Source organism: Janthinobacterium sp. SUN026, assembly GCF_030397625.1.
GTDB lineage: Bacteria > Pseudomonadota > Gammaproteobacteria > Burkholderiales > Burkholderiaceae_D > Janthinobacterium > Janthinobacterium kumbetense.
In genome coordinates this window covers 1-6,431 of sequence record NZ_JAPQNU010000013.1, presented here as the reverse complement: position 1 = coordinate 6,431, position 6,431 = coordinate 1, and the positions used below count along the sequence as shown (strand labels likewise).

Below are 6,431 nucleotides of genomic sequence, written 5' to 3'. Positions count from 1 at the left end.
TGACCATAGCAAGTTGGTCCCACCCCTTCCCATCCCGAACAGGACCGTGAAACAACTTTGCGCCGATGATAGTGCTGCAACCAGTGTGAAAGTAGGTTATCGTCAGGCTTGTTATTCGAAAAACCCCTTCCGGTGATCCGGTTGGGGTTTTTTTACGTCTGGTGCTTTTGCCTGGCACGCGATTTTTGTCGTGCGTACGGCGAAGTTGCGCGAAGTTATTGCCCGTGAGCGCTTTTTGCGGGGGATGCCTGAATGCCTTTTGACGCGTCATTCAGGTTGACACTTATAAGTGTGCCGCAAACTGCCTATCTTTCCCGGTCCATGTTGCTAACTGCGGGCACCGTCATGTTCTCTTCATATTCACACTGTACGATGGCTTGCATGGCTGCTGCCCTTGGGCTACCAGTCCCTTTCATCCCATCAAGTAAATGTGTGCATCCATGTTGGCCAAGCTTAAACTCGTCAAAACTCCCAAAGGCATCGATAGCGTCTTGATGCTGTCGGCCATGCTGATACTCTGGATCGGCAATTACAGCAACCTCGATCTCATGATCGCCGACAGCATGTTCGACGGGACGCGTGGGCAATTTGCCGGCACGGGCAGCGCGTGGGCGGGCAATTTCCAGCTCGGCATGATCTCGCTTGGCTCCGCCATGATCTGCCTGGCCATCTGGGACACCTTACATCCGCTGGCCTGGCTGGCCTCACGCCGCAGCGCCTTGCGCGTCGTGGCCCTGTCGGTCGTCTTGGTGCCGTTAAGCATTTATTTTCTCTCTTCCTTCAGCGATGTACCTTGCCCTACGGATTTGCTGCGCTATGGCGGACTGGCGCCCTACACGCGCCTGCTGGAAACATTGCCCGCCAATGCATCTGCCATGGTTTGCCTGCCTGCAACGCAGGCGAACACTGCCTGGTGGATGCTGGCCTTGCCATTGTTTTGCCTGCCCGGACGGCCACGCACGGCGCTTCTGCTCGCTGGCGTCATGCTGCTGGGCGGTTTGGCGGCAGGCTGGCAGCAACAGTTGCAAGGTACACAATTTTTTACGCACACCTTGTGGTCTGCCTGGATCGCCTCTTTCCTGATATATCTGCTGCATAATCTGCTCCGGGCCGAGGACGCGTTGGCCTGAAACATAAAAGTACGTCACAATCTGCCTGTCTAGTTGTCGTTTCATACAAAAACAGGAGCACCATGAACGAGCAGATTGCGAGAGAAGTGGTATTGGTCCGTGCTATCGAGACGGCCGACCAGAAAAAAGAAGTCCTCAGCGAGGATGACCGCATGTATGCCAGCCGCAGCGCGCGTGAGCTTGCGCAGTGGCAAGCTTCGGGCAAGCAGGCCGAAGTGACGGGTGACGATTTCCTGCAGCAGCGCTCCGAGTTGATCCTCAAGCGCATCACCGAACGCACGCCCGCCTTCGCCGCTTTCGCGAAGCGCCGTAACGGCATGAAAGCCCTGGCGCTGGCCTTGCCCTTGCTGGCCCTGCTGCTGGGCGCCGGGCTCGACCGCATCACGGATCCCCATCGCGTGGATCTGCTGTCGGCGCCCTTGCTGCTGATCATTGCGTGGAACGTACTGGTCTACCTGGGCTTGCTGATCTGGCTATGCATCCCCTCGCATTCCCTCGGCTGGCCGAAGGCGGGATTGGTGCGCCACCTGAGCGTGGGCCGCCTGGCCTTGCCGCGCAAGTTGCCGCACGCCTTGTCCTCGGGTTTGCTCAGCTTCATGGGGGAATGGGCGCACCTGAGCGCGAAGCTGACGGCCGCGCGCCTGAGCCGTACCATCCACTTGAGCGCCGCCATGTTTGCCATCGGCGCCGTCGCCTCGTTGTATGCGCGCGGTTTCCTGTCGCAATACGCAGCCAGTTGGGAAAGCACCTTTTTGAGCGCCAGCCAGGTGCACAGCCTGCTTTCAACCCTGTTTGCGCCGGCTATTGCCCTGTTTCATTTGCAAGGCTTTTCGCTGGCGGAAATCGAAGCGTTGCGTTTCCCGCAAACGACGACCGTGGAAGGCGGCGCGCGCTGGGTGCATTTGTATGCGGCAACCATCTTTCTGCTGGTGGTCGTTCCCCGCCTGATCCTGGCATTGGTCAACAATTGGCGCGCCGCGCGCCTGGCGAAACATTTTCCGCTGGATCTCGATCAACCGTATTTCCGCAAACTCAATGAAAGCATCGGCGTGGCCACGGGCGGCATGCTGCGCGTCTTGCCATACAGCTTTACTGTCGATGAGGCGCGCCACAAGGGGCTGGGGCAAATCGCCCTCATGCTGTTCGGCGAGCAAGGCCGCATGATGCTGCGTCCCTCGACGTCGTATGGCGAAGAGCCGCAGGAGGTCTTGCGCGGCACGGACCTGAATGATCCGCAAGTCAATATCACGGCCGTGCTGTTCAACCTGACGGCGACGCCGGAAAAGGAAAATCATGGCGCCTTCCTCGATTACCTGGCGCAATCGTCGACACGCGGCATCGCTGTCCTGATCGACGAGTCCAGCTACCTGGAGCGCGCGGGCGAGCAGGCGGATAACGGCGCGCGCCTGGCGGAGCGAGTCGCCTTGTGGCAACAATTTTGCCAGTTCCACAAAACCACGGCCACCCTGGTCAATTTGCTCAATCCTGCCTTGCACCCGCTCGATGCTGGTGTCGGGCTGAAAGTATCGGCAGCAGCATGAGTGTGAATGTGAATAAAGAAGTGCAGGATGATGCGGTGCAGATTCAGTTCGCGCTGATTTCGCACACGAATAATGGCAAGACGACACTGGCGCGTACCCTGGTGGGCGTGGATATCGGCGAAGTGCGCGACGCCGCCCACGTGACCGTGTTTGCGGAATCGCACACCTTGCTGGCGACGCCGCAGGGTGATGCCCTGCAATTATGGGATACGCCAGGCTTCGGCGACTCCGTGCGCCTGCTCAAGCGCCTGGGGCAGTCGGGCAATCCCATCGGCTGGTTCTTGCGCGAAGTGCTGGACCGTTACCGCGACCGCCCGTTCTGGCTCAGCCAGCAAGCGCTGCGCACGGCCAAGGACTCTGCCGACGTGGTGCTGTACCTGGTCAACTCCTCTGAAAATCCCCGGGACGCGGGTTACTTGCCGGCGGAAATGAAAATCCTCGCCTGGCTGGATAAGCCGGTGGTGGTCTTGCTCAATCAGATGGGGCCGCCGCGTCCGGGTAATGAGGAGCACGGCGAGCAGGCGCGTTGGCGCGAGCATTTGCAGCAGTATCCGATCGTGCGCGACGTCCTGGCGCTCGATGCCTTTGCCCGCTGCTGGGTACATGAGCGCGTGTTTTACGAAGCCGTGGGTAAATTGTTGCCGCAGTCGCAGCAAGCTGGCTACACGCGGTTGTTTGCTGCCTGGCAAACGCAAAATACGGCGCGTTTCCAGCAGGCCATGCATTTGCTGGCCACGCAGCTGGCGGTGGCTGGGCAGGATCGCGAAGCCATTGATCCGGCGTCCAGGGGCTTGCTGAAATCGGCCTTGCAGGTCGTGGGTATCGGTAAGAATGCAGAGCAGCAACGCCAGGAAAAGGCCATGGCCAGCCTGGTGGCGCGCCTCAATACGCACAGCAGCGTGACCACGCGTGAACTGTTGATCTTGCACAAACTCGATCCGACCGATGCGCATAAGATCAATAGCCGGATACGGGAAAATTTCGCCGTGCGCGCGCCGATCGACAAGGCGCAAGCGGGACTCTTGGGCGCCATGATTTCCGGTGCCGCGACGGGGCTGTCGGCCGACCTGATTTCCGGCGGATTGACCTTGGGTACGGGGGCCTTGCTTGGCGGTGTGGTCGGTGCGCTGACGTTTGCCGGCGCAGCCTGGGGTTTTAATTCCGGTACGGACCGCAATGAGCCCACGATGCAATTTACCGATGCCTTTTTGCGTACCCTGGTGGTGGCGGGCGTGCTGCGTTACCTGGCGGTGGCGCACTTTGGCCGTGGCCGCGGCAACTTTGTCGAAAGCGAGGCGCCGGCCTTCTGGCAGGATGAGGTCGAGCAGGCGGTAGCGCGCCATGACGCTGCTCTGGCCGAGTTGTGGAAAGACGTGCGCCGGGAAAAGTCGCCGGAGCAAGCCGCCGAGCGCGTGCTGCCCCTCCTGTCGTCCATCACTTCCGATACCCTGGCGCGCCTGTATCCAGATGTGGCGCGCCTGGTGTAAATACCTGGTGTAGATCATCAGGCGCGGGTCTGCAGCCACTGCTCCAGAAACTGCACGCAGGCCCTGACCTTGGCAGAGTTCGACAGCCGCGAGGTGGTCACCGCCCACACGTCGGCCGCCTGTTGATATGCAGGCAAAATGCGCACCAGCTTGCCTTGCGCCAAGCTGCTTTCCACATCCCATGCCGAACGCAAGATGATGCCGTGGCCATCCAGCGCCCATTGATGGACGATCTCGCCATTGTTGGCCGATAGCGGTCCGTCGACCTTCACCGTTTCCACTTCTTGCGGCCCCTGCAGCTTCCAGCGCCGCCCATCCTGGTCGCGCTCGCGGATGACGATGCAGTCATGCTCGCGCAACTGCGCCAGGGTGTCCGGCGTTCCGCGTCGTGCTAGGTAGGCGGGCGCGGCGCACAGTACGCGTTGGTTGCTGGCAATACGGTGGGCGATCAGGTCCGGTTCATGGACCACGCCGATGCGAATGTCGAGATCGAAACCTTCGCCCAGCAGGTCAACGGGCCGGTCGAGCAATTCCAGCTGTATTTTCAGGTCTGGATACTGCCGTGCCAGCTGGGATAGGGCAGGACCGAGCCGGTTGCGTCCGAAACCGGAACTGGAGCAGATGCGCAGCACTCCCTGCGGCTGCAGTTTCGACTGCGCTACCGCTTCACCCATTTGCTCGACATCTTCCAGGATGCGTTGTGCCCATTGCCGCACGATCTCGCCGTGATCGGTGACGCTGACCCGGCGTGTGGTCCGGTGCAGCAAACGTACTTGCAGCGCCGCTTCCAGCATGCCGATGCGCTTGCTGACGACGGCCTTGGAAATGCCCAGTTCCAAGGCTGTGCCGGCGAAGCTGGTTTTATGGGCGACCTGGCAAAACAGGCGTAAGTCTTCCAGCAGCGGTGTATGTTTCATTGATTGACCACGAAATGTGAATACTTGGGTTATGAATTTCCTGATTGTATTCTCATGCGGTGCCAGTATCATCAATGCACCCATTTAGCATCCATAACCAGGAGAACCCCATGCCCACACACCGAATCGCAGTCATCGCCGGCGACGGCATCGGCAATGAAGTCATGCCGGAAGGGCTGCGTGTTGTCGAGGCCGCCGCGCGCCGTTTCAATATCGACCTGCAGTTCACGACGATGGCATGGGCCAATTGCGACTATTACCTGGAACACGGGCAAATGATGCCCCCGGACTGGTTTGCCCAGCTCAAGGATTTCGACGCCATCTATTTTGGTGCCGTGGGTTGGCCGGACAAGGTGCCCGACCACATCTCCTTATGGGGTTCGCTGTTGAAATTCCGGCGCGAGTTCGACGAATACGTCAATCTGCGTCCTGTGCGCTTGATGCCTGGTGTGCCGTGCCCGCTGGCGAATAAAAAGCCGGGCGATATCGATTTTTATGTGGTGCGTGAAAATACGGAAGGAGAGTATTCATCCGTGGGCGGGCGCATGTTCGAGGGGACGGAGCGCGAAACGGTGCTGCAGGAATCCGTTTTTACGCGCAAGGGTGTCGACCGCATCCTGAAGTATGCGTTTGAGTTGGCGCAACGCCGGCCTAAAAAACACCTGACATCGGCCACGAAATCGAATGGCATCGCCATCAGCATGCCGTATTGGGATGAGCGGGTGGAAGCCATGGGCCCGAGCTTTCCCGATGTCCGCTGGGATAAATACCATATCGACATCCTGGCGGCCCGCTTTGTATTGAGCCCCGAACGTTTCGACGTGGTGGTCGCTTCGAATCTGTTTGGCGATATCCTGTCCGACCTGGGACCCGCCTGCACGGGGACGATTGCCATCGCACCGTCGGCCAATATCAATCCGGAGCGGACTTTTCCTTCCGTTTTTGAGCCGGTGCACGGTTCCGCTCCCGATATCTATGGCCAGAATATCGCCAACCCGATCGGCATGATCTGGTCGGGCGCCATGATGCTGGACTTCCTTGGCAATGGTGATGCCAATTACACGGCGGCGCATGATGCGATTGTGCGGGCTATCGAGCAGGTGCTCGAGCATGGTCCGCGTACGCCAGACATGGGGGGCAGCGCCAGTACGACGGATGTCGGCATGGCGGTTGCCGAATTGCTGAAATAAAGCTTGCTGCCTGTGAGTGGCTTTGCTATAGTTCGCCTCCCCAATGAGACGCACTAGTTTGCGGCACAAAAGGGACAGCCTTCCGGGGCTGGGTAGTAAAAAAGAAGGTGTTGACGATTGTGCTGAAATGCTTCATACTCTTCCTTCTTCGCAGCTGACAAACACA

At 59.4% G+C, this 6,431-nt stretch carries 5 protein-coding genes and 1 rRNA gene; 5 read left to right on the top strand and 1 reads right to left on the bottom strand.

Annotated elements, in window-relative coordinates; translation table 11 throughout:
• The 4 genes from rrf to OX459_RS27980 all read left to right on the top strand — a co-directional run.
• A 5S ribosomal RNA gene (rrf, locus tag OX459_RS27995) occupies positions 1-108 on the top strand; the annotation flags it as partial.
• 332 nt (positions 109-440) lie between these two features.
• Positions 441-1,130, top strand: a complete 690-nt coding sequence (locus OX459_RS27990) for an acid phosphatase (protein WP_289907520.1) — start codon at positions 441-443, stop codon at positions 1,128-1,130.
• A gap of 62 nt (positions 1,131-1,192) precedes the next feature.
• Positions 1,193-2,671, top strand: a complete 1,479-nt coding sequence (locus tag OX459_RS27985; RefSeq protein WP_289907519.1) for a DUF2868 domain-containing protein — start codon at positions 1,193-1,195, stop codon at positions 2,669-2,671.
• Positions 2,668-4,158, top strand: coding sequence for a DUF3482 domain-containing protein (locus OX459_RS27980; protein WP_289907518.1), 1,491 nt, complete (start codon positions 2,668-2,670; stop codon positions 4,156-4,158). The genes OX459_RS27985 and OX459_RS27980 overlap by 4 nt, the downstream gene beginning before the upstream one ends.
• A gap of 17 nt (positions 4,159-4,175) precedes the next feature.
• Here OX459_RS27980 and OX459_RS27975 read toward each other — a convergent pair whose 3' ends face one another.
• Positions 4,176-5,075, bottom strand: a complete 900-nt coding sequence (locus tag OX459_RS27975) for a LysR family transcriptional regulator (protein WP_289907517.1) — start codon at positions 5,073-5,075, stop codon at positions 4,176-4,178.
• Between the two features lie 110 nt (positions 5,076-5,185).
• On the opposite strand from OX459_RS27975, the gene OX459_RS27970 reads away from it, so the two are divergent.
• Positions 5,186-6,265 (top strand): tartrate dehydrogenase, encoded by a 1,080-nt coding sequence (locus OX459_RS27970; protein ID WP_289907516.1) that lies wholly within the window; start codon positions 5,186-5,188, stop codon positions 6,263-6,265.
• The last annotated feature ends 166 nt before the right edge of the window (positions 6,266-6,431 follow it).

Coding starts and splice junctions, on each gene's coding strand:
- OX459_RS27980 (WP_289907518.1), top strand. CDS start 2,668: ATGAGTGTGAATGTGAATAAAGAAGTGCAGGATGATGCGGTGCAGATT.
- OX459_RS27970 (WP_289907516.1), top strand. CDS start 5,186: ATGCCCACACACCGAATCGCAGTCATCGCCGGCGACGGCATCGGCAAT.
- OX459_RS27975 (WP_289907517.1), bottom strand. CDS start 5,075: ATGAAACATACACCGCTGCTGGAAGACTTACGCCTGTTTTGCCAGGTC.
- OX459_RS27990 (WP_289907520.1), top strand. CDS start 441: ATGTTGGCCAAGCTTAAACTCGTCAAAACTCCCAAAGGCATCGATAGC.
- OX459_RS27985 (WP_289907519.1), top strand. CDS start 1,193: ATGAACGAGCAGATTGCGAGAGAAGTGGTATTGGTCCGTGCTATCGAG.